Here is a 26,141-nt window from a genome sequence, read left to right as displayed (position 1 = left end):
CCGGGGACGAGGCAGTCCAGCCGGAGCGGGACCCGGGGACGGCAGCCCCCGGAAGCGGTCACCGCGACGCCGGCCGACTGCGCGCACGTGTGAAAACAGCCCGTCCCGCCCGCGACGCGCGCGGGTAATTGGCACTCCGCTTGACCGAGTGCTAATCCCGGTCATAGTCTCAGGTCTGGCACTCCCCACTGGAGAGTGCCAACAAAGCGACGGGCAGGTCCGGCACCCGCGACGACGGATCCACCTGGTCGCCACCTCAGACAGTTAACCCCGAGATCTCCGAAGGGGGAGGTCGGATCGTGACGACCGCCAGCTCCAAGGTTGCCATCAAGCCGCTCGAGGACCGCATTGTGGTCCAGCCGCTCGACGCCGAGCAGACCACGGCTTCGGGCCTGGTCATTCCGGACACGGCCAAGGAGAAGCCCCAGGAGGGCGTCGTCCTGGCCATCGGTCCGGGCAGGTTCGAGGACGGCAAGCGCGTCGAGCTCGACGTGAAGGTCGGCGACGTCGTTCTGTACAGCAAGTACGGCGGCACCGAGGTCAAGTACAACGGCGAGGAGTACCTCGTCCTCTCGGCCCGCGACGTCCTCGCGATCGTCGAGAAGTAGGGGAAGTCCGGGGGCAGCCCCGGAACACCCGACCTCGAAGCACTTTTGCTCGAACTGCGCCCCTGGCCCCAGCATCCGATAAGAAGCCGGGCGCCCGGGGCGCAGTGATGTCACCCATAATTCGAGAGGGCTCCCGCTGCCATGGCGAAGATCCTGAAGTTCGACGAGGACGCCCGTCGCGCCCTCGAGCGCGGCGTCAACAAGCTTGCCGACACGGTCAAGGTGACGATCGGCCCCCGGGGCCGCAACGTCGTCATCGACAAGAAGTTCGGCGCCCCCACCATCACCAACGACGGTGTCACGATCGCCCGCGAGGTCGAGATCGAGGACCCGTTCGAGAACCTCGGCGCCCAGCTGGTGAAGGAGGTGGCGACCAAGACCAACGACATCGCCGGTGACGGCACCACCACCGCCACCGTGCTGGCCCAGGCCCTGGTCCGCGAGGGCCTGAAGAACGTCGCCGCCGGTGCTTCCCCGGCCGCCCTGAAGAAGGGCATCGACGCCGCCGTCGCCGCGGTCTCCGAGGACCTGCTCGCCTCGGCCCGTCCGATCGACGAGAAGTCCGACATCGCCGCCGTCGCCGCGCTGTCCGCCCAGGACCAGCAGGTCGGCGAGCTCATCGCCGAGGCGATGGACAAGGTCGGCAAGGACGGTGTCATCACCGTCGAGGAGTCCAACACCTTCGGTCTGGAGCTGGACTTCACCGAGGGCATGGCCTTCGACAAGGGCTACCTGTCGCCGTACTTCGTGACGGACCAGGAGCGCATGGAGGCCGTCCTCGACGACCCCTACATCCTCATCACCCAGGGCAAGATCGGCGCCATCGCCGACCTGCTGCCGCTGCTGGAGAAGGTCATCCAGGCCAACTCCTCCAAGCCGCTGCTGATCATCGCCGAGGACGTCGAGGGCGAGGCCCTGTCGACCCTGGTGGTCAACAAGATCCGCGGCACCTTCAACGCCGTCGCGGTGAAGGCCCCCGGCTTCGGTGACCGCCGCAAGGCGATGCTGCAGGACATGGCCGTCCTCACCGGCGCCACGGTCGTCTCCGAGGAGGTCGGCCTCAAGCTCGACCAGGTCGGCCTGGACGTCCTCGGCTCCGCCCGCCGCGTCACCGTCACCAAGGACGACACCACGATCGTCGACGGCGGCGGCAACAAGGAAGACGTCACCGGTCGCATCGGCCAGATCAAGGCCGAGATCGAGACCACCGACTCCGACTGGGACCGCGAGAAGCTCCAGGAGCGCCTCGCGAAGCTGGCCGGCGGCGTGTGCGTGATCAAGGTCGGCGCCGCCACCGAGGTGGAGCTGAAGGAGAAGAAGCACCGTCTGGAGGACGCCATCTCCGCGACCCGCGCCGCGGTCGAGGAGGGCATCGTCTCCGGTGGTGGCTCCGCGCTGGTCCACGCCGTCAAGGTCCTCGAGGGCAACCTCGACAAGACCGGCGACGAGGCCACCGGTGTCTCCGTGGTCCGCAAGGCCGCCGTCGAGCCGCTGCGCTGGATCGCCGAGAACGCCGGCCTGGAGGGCTACGTCATCGTCTCCAAGGTCGCCGAGCTCGAGAAGGGCAGCGGCTACAACGCCGCCACCGGCGAGTACGGCGACCTGGTCAAGGCCGGTGTCATCGACCCGGTCAAGGTGACCCGTTCCGCCCTGGAGAACGCCGCCTCCATCGCCTCCCTCCTCCTGACGACCGAGACCCTGGTCGTCGAGAAGAAGGAAGAGGAAGAGCCGGCCGCCGCGGGCCACGGCCACGGCCACGCCCACTGACGACGTCAGGTCGACAGCTGCCGAGTGAAGGCCCGGCACCCCCGTAACGGGGGTGCCGGGCCTTCGCCGTCCGCCGGGCGGTTCCCGTCCGGCGGACGGACATCGCCCGACCGCGGAACCGGCGGAGCCCCCGCCGGCGACCTATCCCTCGAAGCGACGCGGAGCGGAAGCCGGAGCAGAGGGGGGACGACGATGACGCAGGTGATCTACGGGGAACGGTCCCGCAACCCGTTGGCACGGACCGTGGAACTCACCGACGGCCGGCTGCGCAGGGGCGGCAGGACGACACCCCTGGACGAGCTGAACCTCGCCGCCATGGCCGACGCGTACCTGCGCGGGTGCTGGCTCGGCGGCGCCGGCACGGAACGCTCCCTGGAGTCGCTGCCGCAGGGTCCCGGCGTGGTCCCGGTGACCCGCGTGACCGGCAGCACCAAGCCCCTGAGGGTGCGCCGGGCCGCCGAGTTCGCCCGCGCGCTGGGCGACCTGGCGGTCCGCAGGTGCGGCGGGGCGGAGCAGGTGGCCGCCCTCGCCGCGCGGGCGCACGCGGAGGGCGTACCGCTGTGGATCGCGCGACGGTACGCGCCCGGCCCCGCCGGCCCGGTGGCCGTCGCCGTCGACCGGCGCCTGGTGCGCGTCGACGTCTGGGGTCCGCACGCTCCCGCCGTACGGCTCAGGGCGCCGCACGGCTTCCGCGGTGACTCCACCGCCCCGGACGGCGGCCTGCTCCTGACCGTCGGCGACGTCGCGGCCCGGCTCGTCCTCCACAGGAGGCTGCGCAGGTCCAGGAGCAGCGTGGAGATACACCTGCCCGACCGGCACTGGACGCTGCGGCGCGAGGACACGATGAGTTCGTGGCTGCTGCGCGACGAGCGGAGGGTGGCGCTGCTGACCCGTCCGCCGCGAAGCTCGCGCCCGGTTCCCGGCACCGTCCTGCTGCCGCTGGCCCTCGTGCACCACGAGAGCCCCGACCCCCTGGACGCCGTCATGGCCCACGCGGTCGCCGTCTCCTTCGGCCTCGGGGACACGACGGGCCTGGCCAGGTTCCGCACCGCCCGCCGCTCCCGCGGCGAGGACGGCGGTGCGTGGGAGCAGCCCTGGTTCACCAACATCGGCTCCGGCCGCGACGACAACGAGCCCGGCGGCGCCGACGGCTGGGGCAGCGACGGCGGGGACGCCGGTGACGGCGGAGGCGGCGGAGACGGCGGCGGTGACGGGGGAGGCGGCGGCGGAGGGGGCGACTAGCCGGACGGCACGGTGACCCGGCAGGCCGCCGACAGGACACCGTCCCGCGAGCTCGTCCGCCTGATCGGCGAGATCCGGCGCGATCCCTTCACCGGTATCGGCAGACCCGAGCCGCTGAAGGGCGACCCGCCGGGCCACCGGTCACGCCGGATCGACGACGGGCACCGCCTCGTCCACCGGGCCCCGAGAAGGAAGCCGTGATCGTCGAGGCCCGGTACCACTGCTGACGGATCGGGCGCCTCCCCGGCTCACCCGCGTACCGGCACGGCGGGCACCACGGCCCACACCGTCTTGCCGGGGGCGCCGGGGCGTGGGGCCGTTCCCCATTCCTCGGCGAGGGCGGCGACGAGGAGGAGTCCCCGGCCACCGTCCTCCCCGGCGTCCCGCGGCTCGGGCAGCCGCTCACCCCGCGCGTCGCTCACCTCGACGCGTACGTGCCCGCCGTCCTCCCTGCTGAGCCGCAACTCGGCGTCCCGGCCGGGCACCCGCCCGTGGGTCACGGCGTTGGCGGCCAGTTCGGCCACGATCAGTTCGACGGAGTCGTGCGCCGGGGTGCCGTACCGCCAGCCCCAGGCGTCCATCTGGCAGGACGCGAGCCGGCGGGCGAGCCGGGCGCCGCGCGGGGATGCGGTGAAGCGGAACGAGAACACCGTCTGATCGGCGAGGGGCAGCGGCAGCGCGGAGCGCCGCTCCTGGCGGGGGGAAGTGGTCATGCCCCGAAGATCCCGTGCCGACACCCCCGCTCACCAGGTACGACGTTCCCACGGCGGCTGTCTGTCGGGGTGGCGGGCGCCGGCGTCGGTCCTGTCGGGGGTGACCTCCGGGCAGTCCGGCGCGGACCGTACGAGGCGCGGACGCCCCAGGGAAGCTGACGGTGGACCTCGCGGTGGTTGCCCACGGCCGTGGGCCTCGCACATCAGCCGCTCGTCGCCGCGCACCGCTTCGAGGTCGGTCCAGCGGTTCGTGGGCTCGACCGGTGTCCGCCCTTCGGCGAGCAGCCGGATGCGGAAGGCGTCGGTGACCCGGTCCTCGTCACTGTCCCGGGCCTGGATCCTCCGCAGCGCCGCAGAGCCGGCCTCCTGGTTGCGCCGCCGCCCGCCGCGCCCCGGCAACTGCCCGATGCAGCCGTACTTGCGGTCAAGCGGGCTCGAGGAGGTCCACGACGGAGAGCCCGGTCTCGCCGTTGACGAGAGCGAGGGCGACATCGGCGCGAGCGGCCAGGTCGAGCGGATCGAGGCCTTCGGCGTAGTCGGCGTGGATGATCCGGTCCAAGCCCGCGCCGACCAGAGGGGCGGCGGTGCGCAGCGAGGCTTCCAGTGCCACGCCCGACGGGATCAGTCACCGCGTGTCGAGCAGAGTGCTACCGTGGTCGCAGACTTAAAGGGGCACCCGCCGTCCAGGCCGCTGCCCCTTTCTTCTTGCCCCCGCGCAATGGCCGGCCGGTCGGCACGAGCATGTTCAACGTCCGGGTGATCGGCGCCATCGCCAAGAACAGCCCCGCCCTCACCTTCCAGTGCTGTTTCACCGACTTCGCCACCGCGGTGTCCGTCGTTCTTAGGGTGGTACGCGGAGTTGGAGGCCGAAGGCGTCGAACTGCATGCGTATGAGATTCTCAGCGTCCGGAGACGGCGTTCCTGAGTGTCCCCGCCGATCAGTGGCTTGCGTTCATGCGGATGGCCGCACGTGACTGAAATGAACGGGGCGGTGGGGAGCCGTTGATGCTCCCCACCGCCCCTCACTCATGCCCGAAGGGCATCGCTCTGCTCACCCGCTCTTCTTCTGCTGACCGCGAGTCCTCTTCCCGGAACGTCAGTTGAAGAGATCCGTCTCGGACAGCTCGCGCTCCGCGCGGCCGACTTCAGGACCCGTCGATCAGTTTCCGCACTTCCGGGGGCAGTTTGCTGTCCGAGTAGGCGACCACGAGAGTGGTGTCGTCGAGGCTGTCTCCGACGGCGAAGGCCACCGAGGGAGAGATGCCGTCCACCCGGTAGGCGGTGGTCGTCTCCCCGGCCTGTCCGGCATCGTTCTGGCCACCGGTGTCGTCGCACGGCAGGACGGTGGCGGAACCGAGCTTTTCTCCAGCCGTGAACTCCACGTTCGCGACGTCCCGGTACGTACGGTCCTGGTAGAGGACGCGGTAAGCACAGGAATTCGCCTGCTCGCCGTCTCCGTCGCTGCCGCTCTCCGATGCGCAGGCCACGGTCAGCATCAGCATGGCCGCCACCAGAAGCGGACGCGCGATTCGCCCCGACCGGTTCATTGTTCCTCCTGGTAGATGTTACGGAGGGTCAGGACGTCTCCCTTGCCGGGGGACCTGGCGATCGTCTTGCACGGGAACGAGTCCGTGTACATCGTGAGGTTGGAGTGACCCGAGCCGACGTGCCCCAGCCCGAAGACGTGTCCGGTCCCGTGGGCCCCGACGGCAGGTTCGCGGTGGTCCCGGGGCAGCGCTCGGTGTGGTTCATGAGGATGGATGGGGGGTGTTGCGGGAGCACGGGCACGACTGCTGGATCCCGGAATGGGTCACCCGCATCGGGTCGTTGTATGCCACTTGGTCCCCATCTCACCAGGGGGCATCCTTGATTTTCCCGATCAGAACGCCGAACGCTTTTGCCTTCTCTCTCAGCCCGGAACTCAGGTCTACGGAATCCTCAAGCACCACTACCCGCTGGACCTGGCCGTGTCGAGGAACGGACCGGGCCGGCCTGCCGACGTACTCGACGGCCTCTGCGAGGTGGTTGGTCTCTTCGCCAACTGATTGCTGGGGAGTCGCGACCCATGCGCCGTATGCGGTCCGTTCGCTGATCCAGCCGAGGTCGAAATGCGGGCCCCGTCGCGCTGGAGCGCGAACGTCGAGCGTCACTCGTCCAACGACCTGCTCGATGAGGCGTGACAGCAGCTTCTCGTGTTGCGGCGTGCCTCGTCCCAGCGCACCGGCCTCGAACCGGCTGATGCCTCGAGTGCGCAGACGAAGCCTGTCGAACGGGCCGCCGAGGAACCCTTCCCCGACCTCAGGCATGACGGTCACCTGATCGCCCTGCACCTTGAGGTCTCGGCACCGAGCCGGAGCTCCGAACAGAAGATCCGAGTAGCCGGCAGCGTCAACCACATGTATGTGTCGACCTGCTTTGCGTGATTCCATGACTGCCAGAAGTTTTCTGCTCAGTCCCCGGCCCATGTCCTTGACGTTGCCTGCCAACTCTCCATGGACGACGAGGGTTACCTTTCTGGAGAAACTGTTCTGGCAGACAGCCCCTAATGTCTGCGAACGAGAGAAGCAGTCATCACGGATAACCCATTCACCGTCCACCAGGGTCTTGCCGGTGAACATGAGCGTGTGCCCTCGGAGTTCGCTTATCCAGCCAGTGCACGGTGTGGACACTCTCGTCTACCTCCTACCGGATCCGGACATCTCCTGCTACGCAGGGTACTTCGGGTGCTACGGAGAAGGAGGAACGTTCCGGGGGCCGACCTCCACTCCCATCTCCAACCGCCCGGGTCAGGGGCGGCATGGTCGGCCTGTGCTGCTGCACACCGACGTCACGTACGCCCGCTCGTGACGGGAGCTGGCTCATCTACGACGACGAGAGCGAGACGCTCCACCGCTGGACGCTAGGGACGGCATCCAGGGCGAGGTGACCTGCTCGTTCACTGAGCTTCTTCAGCGTTGCAGCTCCAGGGTGAGGACAGCCTTGGCGATTGACGTCATGCGGTTGGGGCTGCAGCGGGACCTGCGGAAGATCCGCCAGGACTTCAGGCGGGCGACCTGGAGGACGATGAGACTGCCGCTGGCGCGAGGAGATCCGGCCGGGTCAAAGTTCAGAGCAGCTTCTCGCCGATCCTGCCGTTCGGGTACAGGGCAGCGGCACGTGCAGCCAGTTGATCGGCCCTTAAGTGACCCAGGCCAGGGCGGCCTGGCGAAACCATGGCGCGCACCAGCAGCTGATCGTGACCCTGACATCTGTCAGGGTCGCAACGTCCCGGGTCCGCCCTACAGTTCGAGGCGCCGACTGGGCGTCCCCTGCACCGCTACGGCAGCTGAAGCGGGGGCCGTTACCGCTTCGGTCAGGTCACAGCAGTGGCCGACGACTCCACGGCACAGCGCCCCTCTGCGGAAGCCCTCAGCACCTGGACCCAGGGAGAAAACATGCACAGCATCCGACGGATCTTCAGCGTAGGAGCAGCCGCGATCATGTTGGCGGCAGGCCTGGCGGCCGGATCCGCCGGCACGGCTCAGGCAGCGCGGTCGGACTGCGAGGGAGGTGTGAATGGTTTCACCGACATCCCGGACAGTCTCAGTGGCCGTGGTGTGGGGGGTGCGGGTGCGATGGTGATTGACTTTCCCCACGCTGTCGCCTCGTACGCGATGCAGGCCGGCAGCGTTGGAGGCCGAGAGGCCGCGTGGGGCGTCTTGACCACCGGATCGGGCAGCAACTGGGGCTCCGGCGTCCTGGCACAGGTCTGGATGGACGTCAGCAACGACAACAGGCAGACCTGGATCCAGTGCGGTCCGTTCAGCACGATGACGGGCGGCAAGAGGATGACGACGCCGGCCTACCCGACCAGCAGCTCGTCGAGCCGGGCCTTCCGCGTCTGCGCGGAGCTGCTGAGCCAGGGCAGCAACAGCGGCATCCAGTGCACCTCTTGGTGGTAGACCAACCACCTCTCTGCTCCGTGTCAACAGTGCGCCGGCACCCATCGCCGGCAAGCCGGAGCAGGTCCAGGCCCAAGGACCACTGAGCTTCTTCGATGTGGCTACTGATCGGGTGACGGTCCGTGAAGCGCAACGAGCGAAGCCCCCGGGCTGTTGATCGAGATGTCTGACGTCTCAATCACACTGCTCGGGGGCCTCGTTGGTCATCCATCCTGCCGCACTCGACTTACCGCATGCACTCGTGGAGTGGGTCACCATGCTGATCATCACCCGTGAGGGCGACCGGCGCTGCAAGCTCCGTCCGTCCCAGCGCGCGATGGTGGCACTGGCTGTACCTGCGCGAACACACCACTCTCGCGAAGATCGCCGCCGGGTTCGGGATCAGCGAGTCCACCGCGCATGCCTACACCAGCGCGGTCGTCGACCTTCTCGCCGCTCGTGCACCGGGTCTGCTGAAGACGCTGCGCGACCACGATCCCGACTTCGTCCTGCTCGACGGCACCCTCGCCGAATGCGACCGGGTCGGCGACGGCCGGGCCGACTACTCCCACAAACACCGGCGCCACGGCGTGAACGTGCAGGTCGTCACCGACCCTGGCGGCCAGCTGCTGTGGCTCTCGCCCGCCCTGCCGGGCCATACCCACGATCTGACCGCTGCCCGCACCCACCGGATCATCCGGATCTGCGAGCGCCAGGACGTTCCGATCGTGGCCGATCTCGCCTACCAGGGCGCCGGTCCGTGGCTGACCACGGGCATCAAACGCAGGCCCCTGAAGGAACTGACCCCTACCGAGAAGACCCGCAACCGTGCCCTGGCCGCCACACGAGCCCCCGTCGAACGTGGAGTCGCCCGCCTGAAGTCCTGGCGGATTCTCCGCAGGTCCCGCTGCAGCCCCAACCGCATGACGTCAATCGCCAAGGCCGTCCTCACCCTGGAGCTGCGACGCTGAAGAAGCTCACTCTTCCGGCGCAACTTATTTCGGTCTCGGCATGGTTGACCCGGGTGCGTCCTACGGTGCGAGCACGGATGACCGGTGGACGGGTGTACTGAGGGGGCGAGTGCGATGGAGTCGGGCGCGGATTCGGGTGCGGGCGTGGAGGGCGCGGGTGGGGGCGCCGACTCGAACGGGGAGTTCCTGCGGTGCTTCGGACGGCAGATGAAGCTGCTGCGGGAGGTCGCGGGCCTGACCCAGGCGCAGTTGGGGGAGCGGGTCGGGTACGGCGAGGCGCAGATCGCGGCGGTGGAGCAGGGGCGGCGGATTCCCCGGCCTGAGCTGGTGGACGCGGTGGACCGGGAGGTGGGGGCGCGGGGGGTGCTGGTGGCCATGAAGGGGGAGGTGGCGAAGGCCCGGTATCCGGGGTTCTTCAGGCGGTACGCAGAGATGGAGGCCGAGGCTACCGAGCTGCATGCGTACGACAACCACGTGGTCAAGGGGCTTCTCCAGACGGAGGAGTACGCGCGCGCCGTCTTCAGCATGTGGCGGCCACTACTGGACGCGGAGGTCATCGAGCAACGTGTGGCCGCCCGGTTGGAGAGGCAGAAGCTCTTTTCTCGACGGCCTGCGCCTCTCCTGAGCTTCGTCATCGAGGAGCAGGCGCTGCGTCGGCCTGTCGGCGGTCGCCAGGTACTGCGTGGCCAACTGGAACAACTGCTGCTCTACGGGCACGAGCGCAACGTCGAGATGCAGGTCATGCCGACGGATCGTGACGAACATGCGGGTCTGGGTGGGGCTTTCACATTGATCCACCTCAAAGACCAGAGCAGGATGGGCTACATGGAGGTGCAGGAGGCGAGCATCCTGTACACCGCGCCCAAGAAGGTCAGCCCCTTGGAAGCAACGTACGGCGTTCTCCGAGCGCAGGCGCTCACTCCGCGGGAGTCGCTGGCCTTCATCGAAAAGCTGTTGGGAGAGCAATGAAGGCAAGCACCCCCGAGCCTGCCGCAGACAAGCTGAGCTGGTTCAAGAGCAGCTACAGCTCCGGAAGCGGCGGTGACTGCGTTGAGATCGCTGATGCGGGTACGGCGGTAGTGATCCGCGACTCCAAGCGCCCGGACGCGGCGATCCTCAGTGTTCCCACTGCCCAGTGGACGGCGTTCGTGCGGATGGCCGCACGCGTCTGAGACGAACGAGGGGTGGAGGGGAGCAGTACGTGCTCCCCTCCACCCCTCCCTCATGCCCGAAGGGCACTGCTCCGCTCGCTCTTCTTCTGCCGACCGCGCGCCTTCTTCTCGGGACGCCGGTCGACGAGATCCGTCTCGGACAGCTCACGTTCCGCGCACCCGGTGCCGAGGACGGCCTGGAACTCCTCGGCGGGACTGCCTTCCCACTCCTGATGTGGGGTGGCCCGGGCGAAGCCGTGGGAAGCCGATGACGAACTGTGGACGGTGCGTGCTGCGCCGGGAAGATCGACCGCGCCACTGCCGTGACCGTGCGCCCCTGATCCGGACGGTCCCTGAAAGGTTTGTGCCGACATGCCCCGAATCCTGCAATCGGAGTCAGTGGGAGGTAAACGCGTCGACAGCGTCCCCCGGCACCCGGCAAAGTGGCCGCCCATGACGAGCAGTGAGCTGTGGACCCGGGCGACCGCCGACCGCTACGACGCCGAAGAGGCCGAGATGTCCTCGGCCGCCGTCCTCGGACCGACTCTCGCCTTCCTCGCCGAGCTCGCCGGGGACGGCCGGGCTCTGGAGTTCGCCATCGGAACCGGACGAGTGGGCGTCCCGCTCCGGGAACGCGGCGTGCGGGTAGTGGGCATCGAACTGTCCGAACACATGGCGGCGGTCCTGCGGCGCAAGACCGACGAGGACACGCTCCCGGTAGCCATCGGGGACATGGCCACCACCGTCGTCCCCGGCGAGTTCACCCTGGTCTATCTCGTCTACAACACCATCACGAACCTGCTCACCCAGGACGAGCAGGTCGAGTGCTTCCGCAACGCCGCACGCCACCTCGTGCCCGGCGGCCGATTCGTCATCGAGCTGGGCGTGCCGCCGCTGCGGTTCCTGCCTCCCGGTCAGGTCGCGGTGCCGTTCGACGTCTCCGAACAGCATCTCGGCTTCGACACCTTCGACCTGGTCGAGCAGATTCTCGTCTCGCACCACTTCACCCGCGACGGCGACGACGGCCGCTACCGTCGCGGCAACTCCCGGCACCGGTACGCCTGGCCGGCAGAGCTCGACCTGATGGCACGGATCGCTGGGCTCGAGCTGGAACGTCGCGTCGCGGACTGGGACGGAGCACCGTTCACCCAGGACTCCGAGAAACACGTCTCCGTGTGGCGCAAGCCGACTTGAGGTCGACCACCGGCAGTCGACGTAAGCCGTGCCCGCAACGACCTCCGGATCGCGATCGTGCGGCTCATGTCCCTGCCCCAAACCGGTACGGAGACGACCGACGGGGGCCGGAAGGCTCCGAACGGCACGGCCGAGGAGATGCGCTGGTTCCTGGAGGCCGGGCAGTACCGGGTCACCGGCCGGCCGGGCGCCCGTGGCGGGGGCGGGCACCGCTGTCAGTGGGATCCGTTGGCTTCGGGTCATGTCGATCACCGCACGACTGCGCGACTCGGTGAGGCTGCCGGGTGGGGGCGCACTGGTCAACGGCTTCGCGTTCGAAAGCCGCGGGGACGGTCCGTGCCGCGCCCTCCTCCGCGACGGGCAGGAGCTGGAGGCCTACGACCTCCACGAGGTGTTCGCGGGGGAGCGCGCGCCGGCGGTCGTCTTCCCCCATCCCTGGCCGGGGTGGAACCACGGGGTCCACTCGGTGAGCCCGGACGGCACGTTCGCGGTGTGCTCGGGACAGTGCGCGGTGCGGGCCGTGGGCACGGGGGGAGAGACGTTGTGGGAGTACCGGCACGGCTGCTGGGGTCCCGAGCCCGGTCATGCGCACACGGGGGACGAGCAGGAGGTGTGCCGCGGTCCGGAGCACGGCTCCTGCCGGATCTCGGACGACGGCCGGCTCGTGTGGGCGCACGTGGTGGCCGAGCCGGAGCCGGGCGGCGACGAGGACGAGACCTGCTGGGACTACGCCTGCGGTTTCGTCGACGCCGACACCGTCATCGCCTCGACGGCCGACTCCGACGAGGACCGGGACCGGGCCCGCCACTGGCTGCTCGACGCCCGCACCCTGCGCATACGCGGGGTGGTCGCCTACCCCGCGGGCCCCGACGACAGCTACGTACGCCCCCTCGGCGACGGAACCTGGCTCACCTACGACGACGGGAGCGAGACGCTCAGCCGCTGGGCCGGGGCGGCCCCGGCCCGGGACGGCACGCGGTAGGCCACGTGCGTGACCGCACTCGCCGGCCGGGTACCCGTCGGCCGGGACCGTGAGGTCGCAGACCACCCCGCCCGTTCGGCCGGTCATGGGCCCTCCCCCCTCGCAGCCGCCGGTGCGCCCCCGCCCGTACGCGGCTCACGGCTCCGTCGGCTCCAGCGCCCCCAACCGCGCCATCAGCCCCAGCCGGTCGTACTGCCACCAGCACTCGGCGATCTTGCCGCCGGCGCCGAAGCGGAAGATGGTCGTACCCGTCATGGCGACCCTCTTCCCCGTCGCCGGAATGCCGAGGAAGTCGGCCTTGTGGGTTCCCTCCCAGCTCCACCGCGTGCACACCCGGTCCCCCTGGGCGATCTGGTCCTCGATCCGGAACGAGAGGTCGAAGCCGCCGCGCCACACGTCCATCTCGCGCCGGAGGTGGTCCAGCCCGAGGGTCTCCTGCTCATGGGCGGGATCGTGGCCGCGGTAGTGCTCCTCGACCATCCCCGTCAGCGGTGACAGGTCGTTCGCGGTGGCCAGCACCTCGAAGAACCGCCGCGCGGAGTCCGTGTTCAGCTGCGCGTCCCGCGTCACGTCCAGATCCGTGAACGTGGGCATCTCGTCGCAGAGCGCCACCACCTGCCGGAAGATCCGGTCGGTCTCCGGGAGCTGCGAGTTCCGCATCGCCTCCTCGTAGGACGGGAACTCCACGATCTCGACGACGTGCGACGCGTCCGAGCGGTCCTTGCCGACCACCGCGTGCGTCGCCGTCCGCTTCCCCTTGGTCTGCTCGACCCACTGGTCCATGAGCCGGTCCATCTCGTCGAACCGGCTCGTCCTGCAGTCGATGAGCTGGAGGAAGGTCATGACGTCACCTCCGGCCCCCCTGGGTCCGGGTCCTGTCAGCACCCATTGTCCTCCGGAGCGCGGACCGCGTCCCGCCGTGACCGGACCCGCCGCGATCGCGCTACTGAGGCCCGTACTTCCGTCCCGTGCGCGACGAGATCCCGCCCAGCAGCCCGCGCGGGACCAGCTTCGCCGCCCCCATCAGCGCCTTGTAGCGCGGGTCGGGGATCGACAGCGACTTGCCCCGGGCGAGGTCCGCGAGCGCCGCCGCGGCGACCTTGTCCGCGTCCAGCCACATCCAGTCGGGGATGTTGTCCGTCCCCATCCCGGCCCGCTCGTGGAACTCGGTGCGCACGAACCCCGGGCACAGCGCCATCAGCCGTACGCCGCTGCCCGCGAGGTCCCGGGCCGCGCCCTGGGTGAACTGCACGACCCACGCCTTGGACGCCCCGTAGGTGCCGCGCGGCAGGAACGCCGCCACCGACGCCACGTTCACGACGCCGCCGCGGCCGCGCTCCCGCATCGACTCCGCCGCCGCCGACGTCAGCCGGAGCACCGCCTCGCAGTGCACCTTGAGCATCCTCAGCTCGTCGGCCATGGAGACGTCGAGGTAACGGCCCTTGTTGCCGAAACCGGCGTTGTTGACCAGCAGGTCGACGGAGTTCCTGCGGTCACCGAGGCGGTCGGCCACCGCCTCGATGCCCTTGTCCTGCGCCAGGTCGGCGGTCAGCACCTCCGCCTCGATGCCGTGGCGGTCGTGCAGTTCGGTGGCCTGTTCGCGCAGCCGGCCGGTGTCGCGGGCCACCAGCACCAGGTCGTGTCCGTCGGCCGCCAGCCGCCGCGCGAACGCGGCACCGATCCCAGCCGTCGATCCCGTAATCAGAGCCGTTGTCATGGCGCAAGAGTAGTTACCCGGAGCGCAGGCATCCGCTCACCTGGCGGAGCGTCGGGCCGAGGGGTCCGTTCCGTACTCCGCCATGTACTTCCGTGCCATCGCGAGCGCCTCGGAGTGCAGCGCCTCGCCGGCCGCCGGGAGCCGGGGCAGCAGCGTCCGCTCGGTCGTCACCGCGCGGAACTGCAGCGCGACCGTCACCTCGTGGTCCGGCCGGTGCACGATCCGCACCGCGTCGCCCGCCCGTATCCCACCGGGCCGGATCACCCGCAGATACGCCCCCGGCGCGCCCCGCTGCGTGAATCGCTTCACCCACCCCTTCTCATCCATGTGGCCCTGGAAGGTGCGGCAGGGGATGCGGCCGGAGGTGATCTCGAGCAGCACCTCGGGCCCGACGGCCCAGCGCTCACCGATCAGGGCACCGGACACGTCGATGCCCTCCGTGGTGAGGTTCTCGCCGAACGAGCCGTTCGCCAGCGGGCGCCCCAACGTGCGCTCCCACTCGTCGAGGTCCTCGCGGGCCATGGCGTACACCGCCTGCTCGTCTCCGCCGTGGTGCCGTGTCTCGCACACGGCGTCCCCCTCCAGCCCGCTCGCGCCGACCCCCTTCGGGCCCGGCGCAGCCACCCGCACCGGCCCCTCCACGGGCCGCTTGTCGATGCCGGTCACGCCCTCGGGCTGATCCGTGTACGGCACGGCCGCGGGGCGCCCCAGGTTCACAGACAGAAGTTTCATGCGCCGCACGGTAGGCGATGGGGGCCAAAGCGTCGACGCGTTATTGGCCGTCCGGTCAAAGGGCGGCTTATCCTCGAAGGGTGATCGAAGCTCGTCATCTCCGCGTGCTGCGCGCCGTGGCCGCCACCGGTTCCTTCTCCGCGGCGGCCCGCGAGCTGGGCTGCACCCAGCCCGCCGTCAGCCAGCAGATGAAGGCGCTGGAAGCGTCCGTCGGCACCCCCCTGCTCATCCGCACCGGCCGCGAGATGCGCCTGACGCAGGCCGGCGGGGCGCTGGTGCGGCATGCCGCCGGGATCATCGCCGGGCTGACCGCCGCCGAGGAGGAGGTCGCCGCCATCGCCGGACTGCGCGCGGGCCGCGTCCGGCTCGTCTCCTTCCCCAGCGGCAGTTCCACGCTCGTTCCGACGGCCCTCGCCGCCCTGCGCGACGCCCACCCGGGCACCCGGGTCTCGCTGGAGGAGGCCGAACCGCCCCGCTCCGTGGAGATGCTGCGTGAGGGCGACTGCGATGTGGCCCTCGCCTTCCGCTACGAGGGCGCGGCGGGTGCCGAGGAGTGGGACGACCTGGTCGTACGGCCGCTGCTGACGGACCGGCTCGTGGGGCTGGTGCCGGAGCGGCACCGGCTCGCGCGCGCGGGGTCCGTCGCCATCGGTGAATTCGCCGAGGAGCCCTGGATCGCCGGCTGCCCACGCTGCCGGGGTCAACTGATCGAGGTGTGCGAGACGGCCGGCTTCACTCCGCGCATCGACTTCGCGACCGACGACCATCCGGCGGTCGTCGGGCTGGTCGGCGCCGGGCTCGGGGTCGCGGTCCTGCCGCAGCTCGCCGTCGAGTCCGTACGCCCCCGGGGTGTGCGCACCGTGGTGCTGGAACCCGCGGTGCGGCGGGAGATCGTCGCGCTCACCCTCCCGGACCTGGCCCGGGTGCCGGCGGTCTCCGCGACGCTCGGGAAACTGGCCGGGGCCGCCGCCCGGTGACGGGCGGGAGCGGCGGACGGGAGCCGCACGACGGGACGGGGGCACGCGAGCGTGCCCTCTCGTTACTGCAGAAACGTTCCCTCAGTTATGCGAAGCGGTGTGCCCGCCGACGGCCGACGCCGTCACCAGCCGGTTGCGGGCCCGCCCCATCAGCTCTTCGCGCTCGTCCTCGGTCAGTCCGCCCCACACGCCGTACGGCTCACGTACCGCCAGCGCGTGTGCGGCGCACTCGGCGCGCACCGGGCACCGCATGCAGACCTCTTTGGCCGAGTTCTCGCGAGCGCTTCGAGCCGCACCACGCTCGCCCTCGGGGTGGAAGAAGAGCGAGCTGTCCACCCCGCGGCAGGCGGCCAGGAGCTGCCAGTCCCATAGGTCCGCGTTCGGTCCGGGAAGGCGGGAGAAATCTGCCATTGCGTGACCCCTTGTAGCCGTTCTGGGCGGATCCGGTGTCCACGACCGTACAACTACGATCCAAGGAGATGAAAATATGACCCATTGCGAATCTAGCCCCGGACACCAATAAAGGGGAAGAAAAAGGGCTGAATGGGGCACGGTTGTGATGAAAGTCCGAGGGTGCGCCGCGCATGTCTCCATCGTGTCCGCCTCCTCACGTAGAGTGCCGAAGAGGGCGGACGGCCCCGTAACTCTTTCGAGTGACCGTCGTTGAGAGTGCGAGGCGGTTGAAGGAACAAGCGCTCGGGCGGGCGTCCGAGACGGTCGACCGCACAGGTGACTATTTCGTACCAGCCTGGAGGCTCACTGTGACGCGCATCAGCTGCGGAGGGCGGCCATGACTTCCGTCCTCGTCTGCGACGACTCCCCGCTTGCCCGAGAGGCGCTCCGCCGCGCGGTCGCGACCGTGCCCGGCGTCGAGCGCGTGACGACGGCCGCCAACGGCGAGGAAGTCCTCCGCCGCTGGGGGGCCGACCGTTCGGACCTGATCCTGATGGACGTACGCATGCCCGGCCTGGGCGGCGTCGAGACGGTCCGGCGACTGCTGTCCGCCGACCCCGGAGCGCGCATCATCATGCTCACCGTCGCGGAGGACCTCGACGGCGTGGCGCTCGCGGTGGCCGCCGGTGCCCGCGGCTACCTGCACAAGGACGCCTCCCGCGCGGAGCTGCGCGCCACGGTCACGCAGGCTCTGGCCGATCCGACCTGGCGGCTCGCCCCGCGCCGGCTGCGCTCCGCCGAGATGGGCGCCGCGCCCACGCTCACGGCACGTGAGATCCAGGTCCTGGAAGGCATGAGCCACGGGCGCTCCAACGCCGAGATCGGCCGCGAGCTGTTCCTCTCCGAGGACACCGTCAAGACACACGCGCGGCGGCTGTTCAAGAAGCTCGGCGCGTCGGACCGGGCCCACGCGGTGGCGCTCGGTTTCCGCTGGGGTCTCGTGCGCTAGGACGTCCTCCGGCTCGGGCCGGACGGGGCGTACGGCATGGAGCGGAAGCCGGTGAGCGGGGGCACGTGGATGCCCCCGCCCGGGCGCGGGGCGTCACCCCGGGCGCGGGACGGCGCGGATGCCTGGAAGGCCCCGCGCCGACACCGACGGTCACCGTGCCTGAGACCGGCGGAGGACCCGGCCCCTGGACGCGGGTCCGGCGGTGGGGCCGGTTCTCGTGCACGCGGGGTTCACCACCCGGCCGGACGCGGATCCCGCACGGCACGGGCCCCGGGGCCGGCCGCGTACGCCGTGACGAGAGCGCCGTGGACGGCGCTCACCAGGACGCCGGCGGTCACCGGTGGGTGCCCGCTGCTCGTTTCGGCGCGGATGCCGCATCCTTGAGGTGTGGAGTTCCTCGGGGACGAGTCGGTCGAGCGGAAGGGGAGGGCGCAGGGGATGAGTTCCGGCGCACCTGCTCATAACGCTTCGGTGCACAACAGGGGACACGGTGCCGCGGACCCGGCGTCCGCAGGGCACCATGGACCGATGGGCGACGACGAGGCGGGCACTGCCCAAGGGGCGATCGGCGCGCTCGTCCATCGCGCCGTCGACGGAGACGAGCAGGCCACGCACGATCTGCTCGCCCACGTCCACCCCCTGGCACTGCGCTATTGCCGCACCCGTCTGTCCCGGCTGCCCGGCGACGCCCGCCACTTCGTCGAGGACCTGGCCCAGGAGGTCTGCGTCGCGGTCCTCCTGGCACTGCCCCGCTACAAGGACACCGGACGGCCCTTCGAGGCGTTCATCTTCGCCATCGCCTCCCACAAGGTCGCCGACCTGCAGCGCGCGGCGATGCGCCACCCCGGCTCCACGGCCGTGCCCTCCGACGAGATGCCCGAGCGCCCCGACGACTCCCTCGGCCCGGAGGAGCGCGCCCTGCTCAGCAGCGACGCGGAGTGGGCCAAGAAACTGCTCGCCAACCTGCCCGAGAACCAGCGCGAACTGATCCTGCTGCGCATCGCCGTGGGCCTCACGGCGGAGGAGACCGGACAGATGTTGGGAATGTCACCCGGCGCCGTCCGGGTGGCCCAGCACCGCGCGCTGAGCCGGCTGCGCGCCCTGGCGGAGCAGTAACCCCCGCCACCATGCCGCTCCCACGGCGCGATGAACGGGCACTCAGGCATTTCCGTACGAACATACGAAGGGCGGAGCCCGGTGAAACCGTGGAATGAGACACCCGCGCTTCCCGTTAGCATGGACATCCGCACCGATCAAGGCCATTTGGGGAAGGTGTCATGACTGCCAACGTCGACGGAGTGCCCGGTAAATTCGCGACACTCGGGCTGACCTACGACGACGTGCTGCTGCTGCCGGGCGCGTCGGACATGGCGCCCGACCAGATCGACACCGCCTCGTACGTCTCCAAGAACGTGCGGGTCAACATCCCGCTGCTGTCCGCCGCCATGGACAAGGTCACCGAGTCGCGCATGGCGATCGCGATGGCCCGCCAGGGCGGCGTCGGCGTGCTGCACCGCAACCTGTCCATCGAGGACCAGGCCAACCAGGTCGACCTGGTGAAGCGCTCCGAGTCCGGCATGGTCACCGACCCCATCACCATCCATCCGGACGCGACGCTGGCCGAGGCCGACGCCCTGTGCGCCAAGTTCCGCATCAGCGGCGTCCCGGTCACCGACGGCAACAAGAAGCTGCTCGGCATCGTCACCAACCGGGACATGGCCTTCGAGACCGACCGCTCCCGTCAGGTGCGCGAGGTCATGACGCCGATGCCGCTGGTCACCGGCAAGGTCGGCATCTCCGGCGCGGAGGCCATGGAGCTGCTGCGCCGCCACAAGATCGAGAAGCTTCCGCTCGTCGACGACCAGGGCGTCCTCAAGGGCCTGATCACGGTCAAGGACTTCGTGAAGGCCGAGAAGTACCCCCTCGCCGCCAAGGACGCCGAGGGGCGGCTGCTGGTCGGCGCCGCGGTCGGCGTCGCCGGTGACGCGTTCGAGCGCGCCCAGGCGCTGATCGAGGCGGGCGCCGACTTCATCGTCGTCGACACCGCGCACGGTCACTCGCGGCTGGTCGGCGACATGGTCGCGAAGATCAAGTCGAACTCCTCCGGCGTCGACGTCATCGGCGGCAACGTCGCCACGCGCGACGGCGCGAAGGCCCTCGTCGACGCGGGCTGCGACGGCATCAAGGTCGGCGTCGGCCCCGGCTCCATCTGCACCACGCGCGTCGTCGCCGGCGTCGGCGTCCCGCAGGTCACCGCGATCTACGAGGCCGCGCTGGCCGCCAGGGAGGCCGGCGTCCCGGTCATCGGCGACGGCGGCCTGCAGTACTCCGGCGACATCGCCAAGGCCCTGGTCGCGGGCGCCGACACGGTGATGCTGGGCTCGCTGCTCGCGGGCTGCGAGGAGTCGCCCGGCGAGCTGATGTTCATCAACGGCAAGCAGTTCAAGTCGTACCGCGGCATGGGCTCGCTCGGCGCCATGCAGACCCGCGGTGAGCGCAGGTCGTTCTCCAAGGACCGCTACTTCCAGGAGGGCGTCGCCTCCGACGAGCAGCTGGTCCCCGAGGGCATCGAGGGCCAGGTGCCCTACCGCGGCCCGCTCTCCTCGGTCGTCCACCAGCTGGTCGGCGGCCTGCGCCAGTCGATGTTCTACGTCGGCGGCCGCACCGTGCCCGAGCTCCAGGACAACGGACGCTTCGTGCGGATCACCTCCGCGGGCCTCAAGGAGAGCCACCCGCACGACATCCAGATGACGGTCGAGGCCCCGAACTACAGCCGCAAGTAGGCGGCCGGTCCTCCGAGGGCGGTTCCGGCAAGCGTCCGGGACCGCCCCGTCGTGCGCGAGGGGCGGTGGCCACCACGGCCGTCGGGGATACTGGAAGGCGCTGCAACGCATCAGGGAAAGGCCACAGACGTGACTGAGATCGAGATCGGGCGCGGCAAGCGCGGCCGCCGGGCGTACGCCTTCGACGACATCGCCGTTGTCCCCAGCCGCCGTACGCGGGACCCGAAGGAGGTCTCGATCACCTGGCAGATCGACGCCTACCGCTTCGAGCTGCCGTTCCTGGCAGCCCCCATGGACTCGGTGGTCTCGCCGGCCACCGCGATCCGCATCGGCGAGCTCGGCGGCCTCGGTGTGCTGAACCTCGAGGGCCTGTGGACGCGCTACGAGGACCCGCAGCCGCTGCTGGACGAGATCGTCGGCCTGCCCGTGGAGGCGGCCACCCGCCGCCTCCAGGAGATCTACGCCGCCCCCATCAAGGAGGAGCTGATCGGGCAGCGCCTCAAGGAGGTGCGCGACTCGGGCGTGGTCACCGCCGCCGCGCTCTCCCCGCAGCGCACCGCCCAGTTCTCCAAGGCCGTCGTCGACGCGGGCGTGGACATCTTCGTCATCCGCGGTACGACGGTCTCGGCGGAGCACGTCTCGTCCGCGCACGAGCCGCTGAACCTGAAGCAGTTCATCTACGAGCTCGACGTCCCGGTGATCGTCGGCGGCTGCGCCACCTACACGGCCGCCCTGCACCTCATGCGCACCGGCGCGGCCGGCGTACTGGTCGGCTTCGGCGGCGGTGCCGCGCACACCACGCGCAACGTGCTCGGCATCCAGGTCCCGATGGCCACCGCGGTCGCCGACGTGGCCGCGGCGCGCCGCGACTACATGGACGAGTCCGGCGGCCGGTACGTGCACGTGATCGCGGACGGCGGTGTCGGCTGGTCCGGCGACCTGGCCAAGGCCGTCGCCTGCGGCGCCGACGCGGTGATGATGGGCTCCCCGCTGGCCCGCGCGACCGACGGTCCCGGCCGGGGCAACCACTGGGGCATGGAGGCCGTCAACGAGGAGCTGCCGCGCGGCCAGAAGGTCGACCTCGGCACGGTGGGCACGCTGGAGGAGATCCTCACCGGCCCGTCCCACACCCCCGACGGCTCGATGAACCTCTTCGGTGCCCTGCGCCGCGCGATGTCGACCACGGGCTACAGCGACCTGAAGGAGTTCCAGCGCGTCGAGGTGACGGTGGCGGACTCACAGCACCGGCGGTAGTCCCCCCGCGGGCGGGCGGTACGACGGGGCGGTACGACGCGGAAGGGGCCGGTCACATGCGACCGGCCCCTTCCGCGTGTCCGGGGGCGCCCCTGGGCCGCCACCGCACGCCCACCCGCCGGGACCGGATCCGTCCGCGGACGGTGGGGTGCCGGGGAAGCGGGGAAGCGGGGAAGCGGAGAAGCGGAGAAGGCGGATCGTGCGGATGTACCGGCGCGGCCCCCTCCCACCACCCGTTCCCGTGGCGCGAAGGCCCTCCGCGCGCCCCCTCACAACCGGTGCGCCGCCCCCGTCGGAGTCGCCCCGCGCGTGTCCAGCAGCAGCTGGGCCTTGACCGACAGGCCCTGGAGATCGTACGTGCGGTGCTGCTGGAGCAAGATCGTCAGGTCGGCGTCGGAGGCGGCCTCGTAGAAGGAGTCCGCGCGGGGAACCGGGCGGTCGAGGACGTTCCAGGACGGCACGTGGGGGTCGTGGTAGCTGACGGACGCGCCGAACTCCATCAGCCGGCGCGCGATCTCCTGCGCGGGGGAGCCCTGCTGGTCGGCGAGGTCGGGCTTGTAGGTGACGCCGAGGAGGAGGATGCGCGCGCCGCGCGCGGACTTGCCGTGCTCGTTGAGGAGCGCGGCGGCGCGCTGGACGACGTAGTGCGGCATCCGGCCGTTGACCTGCTGGGCGAGTTCCGCCATGCGCAGCGTGCGGCCCGTGTGGGCGGTCAGGTCCTGCGGCAGGGAGTGACCGCCGACGCCGGGGCCGGGGCGGAAGGCGTGGAAGCCGAAGGGCTTGGTCTCGGCGCAGCGGACGACGTCCCACAGGTCGACGCCCAGGTCGTGGCAGAGCACGGCCATCTCGTTGACGAGGGCGATGTTGACGTGCCGGAAGTTGGCCTCCAGGAGCTGCACCGTCTCGGCCTCACGCGGGCCGCGCGCGCGGACCACCTTGTCGGTGATCCGTCCGTAGAAGGCGGCGGCCGACTCGGTGCAGGCGGGGGTGAGGCCGCCGATGACCTTCGGGGTGTTGGCGGGGCCGAAGTCGCGGTTGCCGGGGTCCACGCGGCTGGGGGAGTAGGCGAGGTGGAAATCGCGCCCCGCGCGAAGTCCCGATCCCGATTCGAGCAGGCGCAGCAGGGGGCCCTCCGTCGTCCCCGGGGGTGCCGGGGACTCGAGGATCACCGTGGTGTGCGGGCGCAGCCGCGCGGCGAGGGTGCCGGCGGCCGCCTCGACCTGGCCGAGGTCGAGTCCGCCGTCCGCGCCGCGCGGGGCCGGGGCGCAGATGACCGCGGTGCGCACCCGGCCCAGCTCGGCGGGGCTGGTGATCGTACGGAAGCCCTGCGCGAGCATCCGGCGCTGTTCGGCGGCGCTGAGGGAGCCCGGCTCGGGACCGGTCCGGTAACCGACGGTGGCGATGCCTGCGGCGACGGCGGCCTGGGCCAGGGGCAGGCCGTACGGGCCGAGTCCGATGACGGCGAGATCTGCGGGCATGGCGTGGCCCGTCCTTCCCAATAACCGGAGCACTACAGGTGCGCAAGCCCGGTGAACTGGACAGGCCAGCGCAATGTCACACTAGGAGTAAATATGACCGACATGTGGGATTGGCTGGCCGAGTTTCGGTGAGTCGTACCGGGATGTCGTCCACAGGCCGGGGCGAGTGGTGGCCGAAGTCGGGCGAGCCGGTCAGAATTCGGGCATGAGAGTGGGGAACCGGGCCACGCCCGACGGGTGCGGCCGACGCGACCGATGAGCGGGAGGCAGCGGTGAGGACAGCGACACTGGGGCCGGCGCAGCGCGCCGCATCACTCGCGTCCATGGCCGAGCGCGAACTGGACGTGCTGGTGGTGGGCGGCGGCGTCGTCGGTGCGGGCACGGCGCTCGACGCCGCGACCCGCGGCCTGTCCACGGGCCTGGTCGAGGCGCGCGACTGGGCGTCGGGCACGTCCAGCCGGTCCAGCAAGCTGATCCACGGCGGGCTGCGCTATCTGGAGATGCTCGACTTCGCGCTCGTACGGGAGGCGCTGAAGGAGCGCGGCCTGCTGCTGGAGAGACTCGCCCCGCATCTGGTGCGGCCCGTGCCGTTCCTGTACCCGCTGCAGCACAAGGGCTGGGAGCGGCTGTACGCCGGATCGGGAGTCGCGCTCTACGACGCCATGTCGATGGCCCGCGGCCGCGGGCGGGGCCTGCCCCTGCACCGTCACCTGAGCCGCCGTCACGCGCTGCGGGTGGCTCCCTGCTTGAAGAAGGACGCGCTGGTCGGGGCCTTGCAGTACTACGACGCCCAGATGGACGACGCCCGGTTCGTGACGACGCTCGTGCGCACGGCCTCGGCGTACGGTGCCGGGGTCGCCAACCGGGCCCGGGTGACCGGGTTCCTGCGCGAGGGCGAACGGGTCGTCGGCGCCCGGGTGCGGGACGTCGAGGGCGGCGGTGAGTACGAGGTCCGCGCCAAGCAGATCGTCAACGCCACCGGCGTGTGGACCGACGACACCCAGGCGATGGTCGGCGAGCGAGGACAGTTCCACGTGCGGGCCTCCAAGGGCATCCACCTGGTCGTCCCCAAGGACCGCATCCACTCCACGACCGGGCTGATCCTGCGGACCGAGAAGTCCGTGCTGTTCGTCATCCCCTGGGGCCGGCACTGGATCGTGGGCACCACGGACACCGGCTGGGACCTGGACAAGGCGCACCCGGCCGCGTCCAGCGCGGACATCGACTACCTGCTCGAACACGTGAACTCGGTGCTCGCGGTCCCGCTCACGCGGGACGACGTCGAGGGCGTGTACGCGGGCCTGCGGCCGCTGCTCGCCGGCGAGTCGGACGCCACCAGCCGGCTGTCGCGCGAGCACACCGTGGCCCACCCGGTGCCCGGCCTCGTGGTGGTGGCGGGCGGCAAGTACACGACGTACCGGGTGATGGCCAAGGACGCGGTGGACGCGGCGGTGCACGGACTGGACCTGCGGGTCGCCGAATGCGTCACCGAGGACACCCCGCTGGTGGGCGCCGAGGGGTACCGGGCGCTGTGGAACGGGCGGGCGCGGACGGCCGCCCGCACCGGTCTGCACACGGCACGGGTGGAGCACCTGCTGCACCGGTACGGCGCGATGGCGGAGGAGGTCCTGGAGCTCATCGCCGCGGATCCCTCGCTGGGCGAGCCGCTGCACGCGGCCGAGGACTACCTGCGCGCCGAGATCACCTACGCCGCCTCGCACGAGGGGGCACGGCACCTGGACGATGTGCTGACCCGGCGCACCCGCATATCGATCGAGACGTTCGACCGGGGTACGCGCAGCGCACGGGAGGCCGCCGAGCTGATGGCACCGGTGCTGGGCTGGGACAGGGACCGGACCGAGCGCGAGGTGCGGCACTACGAGAAGCGGGTGGAGGCCGAACGGGAGTCGCAGCGGCAGCCCGACGACCTGACGGCGGACGCGGCGCGACTGGGGGCGCCGGACATCGTGCCGCTGTAGCCGCCGCGGCCGGGGCCCCGGTGCGTGCGGGGGGCGGCCCCGGTGCGTGCCGCGGGAGCCGGGACGTGCCGTGCGGCCCGCGGGCGAATCACTCGAACGGGTGGCGGGAAGCGGGATCCCCGTTCGGGGCCCGGTCGTTCAAGTGAGTGCGAGGGCAGAACTCGGCGGTGAGCACCGCGGGTTCGAGACCGGGATCCGCCAGCGCGTCCGTGTTCACCCGGAAGGTGAGGACACGCCGGCCGTCGACGGTGGCCGCGGTGCGCACATAGCTGCCGGAGATACGGCCGTTGTGCCCCCACACGGTGGTGCCGCACGGCAGCTTCAGGGGAAACAGGCCCATGCCGTACGAGCCGTGTGCGGTGCGGGTCCGGAGCATCTCGCGCAGCCGGCGCGGGGGCAGCAGTTCACCGCCGAGCAGCGCCGCGTAGAAGCGGTCCAGGTCGGCGAGCGTGGTCACCAGCTCGCCCGCGGCGCCGGCCACCCGTGGGTCGAGTCGGGTGACGTCCGTGCCGTCGGAGGAGTAGGAACGGCCGTGCGGCCGGGGCAGGGAGGTGCGGGAGCCCGGAAAAGAGGTACCCGTCAGACGCAGCGGAGCGATGATCCGGCGCTCGGCCTCGTCGGCGTACGAGCGACCGGTGACCTGTTCGACGACCAGGCCGAGCAGGACGTAGTTGGTGTTCGAGTAGGAGAAGCGGCCGCGGGCGGCCGGGGGGTGGGTGAGTGCGATGCGTACGGCCTGAAGGGGCGTCACCGGCACGGTGCCTCGCGTGTCCGCGGAGAAGTCGCGAAGACCGCTGGTGTGGGTGAGCAGGGAGCGCAGGGTCAGCGCGCGGCCGTCGTTGCCCGCCCCCCGCACCAGACCGGGCAGATGCTCCTCCACCGAGTCGGAGAGCGACAGGCGTCCCTCTTCGGCCAGTTGCAGGACGACCGTGGCGACGAACGTCTTCGTGATGCTGCCGGCGCGGAAGTGGTCGCGGCGCCCGATGCCCTGGCCGGCCTCGGCGTAGCGCGGACCGGTCTCCCCCTGGGCCAGCAGGGCCGCGGCGGGAGCACCGCCCCGCGTGACCAGCAGCGTGAGCAAGGCGTCCGCGGGCGGGGCGGCCGGCGCCGACACGGCGGGCGGGGACAGGGCCGGCAGCGCCAGGGACAGGGAAAGGACCAGTAATGTCCGAAGCGACGGCATTCCGGTTCCTCCCTCGTGAGACGCCCATCATGCAGGGCGGGGAGACGTCCTGCGCGTCCGGGCTCCCCGTCCGCCGGGCCCGGGACAC

At 70.7% G+C, this 26,141-nt stretch carries 25 protein-coding genes and 3 pseudogenes; 16 read left to right on the top strand and 12 right to left on the bottom strand.

Annotated elements, in window-relative coordinates; all coding sequences use genetic code 11:
* Nucleotides 1–299: 299 nt before the first annotated feature.
* The 4 genes and pseudogenes from groES to ACF07S_RS03025 all read left to right on the top strand — a co-directional run bounded on the left by groES (nucleotide 300) and on the right by ACF07S_RS03025 (nucleotide 3,844).
* Nucleotides 300–608, top strand: a complete 309-nt coding sequence (gene groES / locus ACF07S_RS03040) for a co-chaperone GroES (protein WP_006130737.1) — start codon at nucleotides 300–302, stop codon at nucleotides 606–608.
* A 141-nt stretch (nucleotides 609–749) separates the two neighbouring features.
* Nucleotides 750–2,375: a chaperonin GroEL gene (groL, locus tag ACF07S_RS03035; RefSeq protein ID WP_391961754.1), complete on the top strand. Its 1,626-nt coding sequence runs from the start codon at nucleotides 750–752 to the stop codon at nucleotides 2,373–2,375.
* 192 nt (nucleotides 2,376–2,567) lie between these two features.
* Nucleotides 2,568–3,617, top strand: coding sequence for a hypothetical protein (locus ACF07S_RS03030; RefSeq protein WP_391973292.1), 1,050 nt, complete (start codon nucleotides 2,568–2,570; stop codon nucleotides 3,615–3,617).
* A 12-nt stretch (nucleotides 3,618–3,629) separates the two neighbouring features.
* Nucleotides 3,630–3,844 (top strand): annotated as a pseudogene (locus tag ACF07S_RS03025) (Txe/YoeB family addiction module toxin).
* A gap of 21 nt (nucleotides 3,845–3,865) precedes the next feature.
* Here ACF07S_RS03025 and ACF07S_RS03020 read toward each other — a convergent pair.
* From ACF07S_RS03020 to ACF07S_RS02995, 6 genes and pseudogenes are all read right to left on the bottom strand, one after another.
* Nucleotides 3,866–4,330, bottom strand: coding sequence for an ATP-binding protein (locus ACF07S_RS03020; protein ID WP_391973291.1), 465 nt, complete (start codon nucleotides 4,328–4,330; stop codon nucleotides 3,866–3,868).
* A 30-nt stretch (nucleotides 4,331–4,360) separates the two neighbouring features.
* On the bottom strand, nucleotides 4,361–4,729 hold the full coding sequence (locus tag ACF07S_RS03015) for a hypothetical protein (RefSeq protein ID WP_391973290.1): 369 nt from the start codon (nucleotides 4,727–4,729) through the stop codon (nucleotides 4,361–4,363).
* 25 nt (nucleotides 4,730–4,754) lie between these two features.
* Complete coding sequence (locus tag ACF07S_RS03010; protein ID WP_391973289.1) at nucleotides 4,755–4,940, bottom strand: hypothetical protein; 186 nt, start codon at nucleotides 4,938–4,940, stop codon at nucleotides 4,755–4,757.
* Between the two features lie 535 nt (nucleotides 4,941–5,475).
* Complete coding sequence (locus ACF07S_RS03005) at nucleotides 5,476–5,832, bottom strand: DUF6281 family protein (RefSeq protein ID WP_391973288.1); 357 nt, start codon at nucleotides 5,830–5,832, stop codon at nucleotides 5,476–5,478.
* Between the two features lie 348 nt (nucleotides 5,833–6,180).
* A complete protein-coding gene (locus ACF07S_RS03000) occupies nucleotides 6,181–6,948 on the bottom strand; it encodes a hypothetical protein (RefSeq protein WP_391973287.1) in 768 nt (255 codons plus the stop codon).
* 330 nt (nucleotides 6,949–7,278) lie between these two features.
* Nucleotides 7,279–7,383: pseudogene (locus tag ACF07S_RS02995) on the bottom strand (IS5/IS1182 family transposase); the annotation flags it as partial.
* A 645-nt stretch (nucleotides 7,384–8,028) separates the two neighbouring features.
* On the opposite strand from ACF07S_RS02995, the gene ACF07S_RS02990 reads away from it, so the two are divergent.
* From ACF07S_RS02990 to ACF07S_RS02965, 6 genes and pseudogenes are all read left to right on the top strand, one after another.
* Nucleotides 8,029–8,271 (top strand): hypothetical protein, encoded by a 243-nt coding sequence (locus tag ACF07S_RS02990; protein ID WP_391973286.1) that lies wholly within the window; start codon nucleotides 8,029–8,031, stop codon nucleotides 8,269–8,271.
* 199 nt (nucleotides 8,272–8,470) lie between these two features.
* Nucleotides 8,471–9,221, top strand: a pseudogene (locus ACF07S_RS02985) (transposase family protein).
* Between the two features lie 114 nt (nucleotides 9,222–9,335).
* The gene (locus ACF07S_RS02980; protein WP_391973285.1) at nucleotides 9,336–10,190 is read left to right on the top strand and encodes a Scr1 family TA system antitoxin-like transcriptional regulator; all 855 of its coding nucleotides are present in this window, start codon (nucleotides 9,336–9,338) and stop codon (nucleotides 10,188–10,190) included.
* On the top strand, nucleotides 10,187–10,393 hold the full coding sequence (locus tag ACF07S_RS02975; protein WP_391961750.1) for a DUF397 domain-containing protein: 207 nt from the start codon (nucleotides 10,187–10,189) through the stop codon (nucleotides 10,391–10,393). The genes ACF07S_RS02980 and ACF07S_RS02975 overlap by 4 nt, the downstream gene beginning before the upstream one ends.
* A gap of 432 nt (nucleotides 10,394–10,825) precedes the next feature.
* Nucleotides 10,826–11,566 (top strand): class I SAM-dependent DNA methyltransferase, encoded by a 741-nt coding sequence (locus tag ACF07S_RS02970; RefSeq protein WP_391961749.1) that lies wholly within the window; start codon nucleotides 10,826–10,828, stop codon nucleotides 11,564–11,566.
* A gap of 241 nt (nucleotides 11,567–11,807) precedes the next feature.
* Entirely contained in the window at nucleotides 11,808–12,548 is a 741-nt protein-coding gene (locus tag ACF07S_RS02965) for a hypothetical protein (RefSeq protein ID WP_391973284.1), read from the top strand.
* 135 nt (nucleotides 12,549–12,683) lie between these two features.
* On the opposite strand, the gene ACF07S_RS02960 is transcribed toward ACF07S_RS02965, so the two are convergent.
* From ACF07S_RS02960 to ACF07S_RS02950, 3 genes are all read right to left on the bottom strand, one after another.
* The gene (locus tag ACF07S_RS02960) at nucleotides 12,684–13,391 is read right to left on the bottom strand and encodes an ester cyclase (protein WP_391973283.1); all 708 of its coding nucleotides are present in this window, start codon (nucleotides 13,389–13,391) and stop codon (nucleotides 12,684–12,686) included.
* A gap of 100 nt (nucleotides 13,392–13,491) precedes the next feature.
* Nucleotides 13,492–14,265 (bottom strand): SDR family NAD(P)-dependent oxidoreductase, encoded by a 774-nt coding sequence (locus ACF07S_RS02955; RefSeq protein WP_391973282.1) that lies wholly within the window; start codon nucleotides 14,263–14,265, stop codon nucleotides 13,492–13,494.
* Nucleotides 14,266–14,301: 36 nt separating this feature from the next.
* Nucleotides 14,302–14,997: an MOSC domain-containing protein gene (locus tag ACF07S_RS02950; protein WP_391961744.1), complete on the bottom strand. Its 696-nt coding sequence runs from the start codon at nucleotides 14,995–14,997 to the stop codon at nucleotides 14,302–14,304.
* A gap of 80 nt (nucleotides 14,998–15,077) precedes the next feature.
* On the opposite strand from ACF07S_RS02950, the gene ACF07S_RS02945 reads away from it, so the two are divergent.
* Nucleotides 15,078–15,974, top strand: coding sequence for a LysR family transcriptional regulator (locus ACF07S_RS02945; RefSeq protein WP_391961743.1), 897 nt, complete (start codon nucleotides 15,078–15,080; stop codon nucleotides 15,972–15,974).
* Between the two features lie 81 nt (nucleotides 15,975–16,055).
* On the opposite strand, the gene ACF07S_RS02940 is transcribed toward ACF07S_RS02945, so the two are convergent.
* Entirely contained in the window at nucleotides 16,056–16,385 is a 330-nt protein-coding gene (locus ACF07S_RS02940) for a WhiB family transcriptional regulator (protein WP_391961742.1), read from the bottom strand.
* Nucleotides 16,386–16,764: 379 nt separating this feature from the next.
* Here ACF07S_RS02940 and ACF07S_RS02935 point away from each other — a divergent pair, with 379 nt between their 5' ends.
* The 4 genes from ACF07S_RS02935 (at nucleotide 16,765) to ACF07S_RS02920 (ending at nucleotide 21,413) form a co-directional block, all read left to right on the top strand.
* Nucleotides 16,765–17,376, top strand: coding sequence for a response regulator transcription factor (locus ACF07S_RS02935; protein ID WP_003948568.1), 612 nt, complete (start codon nucleotides 16,765–16,767; stop codon nucleotides 17,374–17,376).
* Nucleotides 17,377–17,904: 528 nt separating this feature from the next.
* The gene (locus tag ACF07S_RS02930; protein ID WP_391961741.1) at nucleotides 17,905–18,492 is read left to right on the top strand and encodes a sigma-70 family RNA polymerase sigma factor; all 588 of its coding nucleotides are present in this window, start codon (nucleotides 17,905–17,907) and stop codon (nucleotides 18,490–18,492) included.
* Between the two features lie 161 nt (nucleotides 18,493–18,653).
* Nucleotides 18,654–20,159 (top strand): IMP dehydrogenase, encoded by a 1,506-nt coding sequence (guaB, locus tag ACF07S_RS02925; protein WP_391961740.1) that lies wholly within the window; start codon nucleotides 18,654–18,656, stop codon nucleotides 20,157–20,159.
* A gap of 129 nt (nucleotides 20,160–20,288) precedes the next feature.
* Nucleotides 20,289–21,413, top strand: coding sequence for a GuaB3 family IMP dehydrogenase-related protein (locus ACF07S_RS02920; protein ID WP_391961739.1), 1,125 nt, complete (start codon nucleotides 20,289–20,291; stop codon nucleotides 21,411–21,413).
* A 269-nt stretch (nucleotides 21,414–21,682) separates the two neighbouring features.
* On the opposite strand, the gene ACF07S_RS02915 is transcribed toward ACF07S_RS02920, so the two are convergent.
* The gene (locus ACF07S_RS02915; protein WP_391961738.1) at nucleotides 21,683–22,891 is read right to left on the bottom strand and encodes a nucleotide sugar dehydrogenase; all 1,209 of its coding nucleotides are present in this window, start codon (nucleotides 22,889–22,891) and stop codon (nucleotides 21,683–21,685) included.
* Nucleotides 22,892–23,163: 272 nt separating this feature from the next.
* Between ACF07S_RS02915 and ACF07S_RS02910 the strand changes: the two genes are divergently transcribed.
* Nucleotides 23,164–24,870: a glycerol-3-phosphate dehydrogenase/oxidase gene (locus ACF07S_RS02910; RefSeq protein ID WP_391961737.1), complete on the top strand. Its 1,707-nt coding sequence runs from the start codon at nucleotides 23,164–23,166 to the stop codon at nucleotides 24,868–24,870.
* An 88-nt stretch (nucleotides 24,871–24,958) separates the two neighbouring features.
* Here ACF07S_RS02910 and ACF07S_RS02905 read toward each other — a convergent pair whose 3' ends face one another.
* A complete protein-coding gene (locus ACF07S_RS02905; protein ID WP_391973281.1) occupies nucleotides 24,959–26,053 on the bottom strand; it encodes a serine hydrolase domain-containing protein in 1,095 nt (364 codons plus the stop codon).
* Between the last annotated feature and the right edge of the window lie 88 nt (nucleotides 26,054–26,141).

This window comes from Streptomyces sp. NPDC016640 (genome assembly GCF_043076215.1).
In the GTDB taxonomy this organism is placed as follows: Bacteria; Actinomycetota; Actinomycetes; order Streptomycetales; family Streptomycetaceae; genus Streptomyces.
This window is presented reverse-complemented; position numbering and strand designations above follow the sequence as displayed.

What these genes read in the sequence shown, in the direction of transcription:
- groL (WP_391961754.1), top strand. Translation starts at nt 750, where the DNA reads ATGGCGAAGATCCTGAAGTTCGACGAGGACGCCCGTCGCGCCCTCGAG.
- ACF07S_RS03030 (WP_391973292.1), top strand. Translation starts at nt 2,568, where the DNA reads ATGACGCAGGTGATCTACGGGGAACGGTCCCGCAACCCGTTGGCACGG.
- ACF07S_RS03020 (WP_391973291.1), bottom strand. Translation starts at nt 4,330, where the DNA reads ATGACCACTTCCCCCCGCCAGGAGCGGCGCTCCGCGCTGCCGCTGCCC.
- ACF07S_RS03005 (WP_391973288.1), bottom strand. Translation starts at nt 5,832, where the DNA reads ATGCTGATGCTGACCGTGGCCTGCGCATCGGAGAGCGGCAGCGACGGA.
- ACF07S_RS03000 (WP_391973287.1), bottom strand. Translation starts at nt 6,948, where the DNA reads ATGTTCACCGGCAAGACCCTGGTGGACGGTGAATGGGTTATCCGTGAT.
- ACF07S_RS02980 (WP_391973285.1), top strand. Translation starts at nt 9,336, where the DNA reads ATGGAGTCGGGCGCGGATTCGGGTGCGGGCGTGGAGGGCGCGGGTGGG.
- ACF07S_RS02975 (WP_391961750.1), top strand. Translation starts at nt 10,187, where the DNA reads ATGAAGGCAAGCACCCCCGAGCCTGCCGCAGACAAGCTGAGCTGGTTC.
- ACF07S_RS02970 (WP_391961749.1), top strand. Translation starts at nt 10,826, where the DNA reads ATGACGAGCAGTGAGCTGTGGACCCGGGCGACCGCCGACCGCTACGAC.
- ACF07S_RS02965 (WP_391973284.1), top strand. Translation starts at nt 11,808, where the DNA reads ATGTCGATCACCGCACGACTGCGCGACTCGGTGAGGCTGCCGGGTGGG.
- ACF07S_RS02960 (WP_391973283.1), bottom strand. Translation starts at nt 13,391, where the DNA reads ATGACCTTCCTCCAGCTCATCGACTGCAGGACGAGCCGGTTCGACGAG.
- ACF07S_RS02955 (WP_391973282.1), bottom strand. Translation starts at nt 14,265, where the DNA reads ATGACAACGGCTCTGATTACGGGATCGACGGCTGGGATCGGTGCCGCG.
- ACF07S_RS02950 (WP_391961744.1), bottom strand. Translation starts at nt 14,997, where the DNA reads ATGAAACTTCTGTCTGTGAACCTGGGGCGCCCCGCGGCCGTGCCGTAC.
- ACF07S_RS02940 (WP_391961742.1), bottom strand. Translation starts at nt 16,385, where the DNA reads ATGGCAGATTTCTCCCGCCTTCCCGGACCGAACGCGGACCTATGGGAC.
- ACF07S_RS02935 (WP_003948568.1), top strand. Translation starts at nt 16,765, where the DNA reads ATGACTTCCGTCCTCGTCTGCGACGACTCCCCGCTTGCCCGAGAGGCG.
- ACF07S_RS02930 (WP_391961741.1), top strand. Translation starts at nt 17,905, where the DNA reads ATGGGCGACGACGAGGCGGGCACTGCCCAAGGGGCGATCGGCGCGCTC.
- guaB (WP_391961740.1), top strand. Translation starts at nt 18,654, where the DNA reads ATGACTGCCAACGTCGACGGAGTGCCCGGTAAATTCGCGACACTCGGG.
- ACF07S_RS02915 (WP_391961738.1), bottom strand. Translation starts at nt 22,891, where the DNA reads ATGCCCGCAGATCTCGCCGTCATCGGACTCGGCCCGTACGGCCTGCCC.
- ACF07S_RS02905 (WP_391973281.1), bottom strand. Translation starts at nt 26,053, where the DNA reads ATGCCGTCGCTTCGGACATTACTGGTCCTTTCCCTGTCCCTGGCGCTG.